Below are 543 nucleotides of genomic sequence, written 5' to 3'. Positions count from 1 at the left end.
ATCTTCGCTGTGGCGTGGACATGGCGTCGCACATCGCCGCAGCGTGCCTGGCCGCTAACCAGGCGATCGCGTCGGGTACACGCGTGCCGGTCGCGACAGCGACCTGACCGGCGCAGGGGACCGTGCGACTGAGGAGGCTACCGAACGATGTCGTCTGCCGTCGCACAGAAGGCATGACGCGGTAGGTGATCTCAGGCTCTGCAAGTCAGGATATGCAGGGTTACCGGTGAGCTAGTGTCCTGGAACAGTGATTCGCGCAATAAGTCATTAGCCATGAATCGCCACGGTGCGCTGGGCGAACCTCGCAATACTTGCCAGGATGTCATCGGCGGATTTGGTCCAGACATACGGCGTCGGCGCCTCGTTGTGCGCGTCGAGGAACGCTTGAATAGCACGCTCGAGTTCGGCCACGCTCCGGTGCGCGCCGCGGCGAAGTTGTTTCGTGGTCAACGCCGCGAACCATCGCCCCGGACATACGACATGCTGTTGCTCAGCTCGTAGATCTGGTTCACCCATCCTCGCGGGCCGGACACGACCTGGCCC

1 pseudogene is annotated in these 543 nt (G+C 62.8%); it reads right to left on the bottom strand.

Annotation, left to right across the window (positions count from 1 at the left end):
* Positions 1 to 267 precede the first annotated feature (267 nt).
* Positions 268 to 465, bottom strand: a pseudogene (locus GEV06_29220) (IS630 family transposase).
* Positions 466 to 543 lie beyond the last annotated feature (78 nt).

This window comes from Luteitalea sp. (assembly GCA_009377605.1).
Classification (GTDB): domain Bacteria; phylum Acidobacteriota; class Vicinamibacteria; order Vicinamibacterales; family Vicinamibacteraceae; genus WHTT01.
The sequence above is the reverse complement of the archived record's forward strand: the minus strand, read 5'-3'. Positions and strand labels throughout refer to the sequence as shown.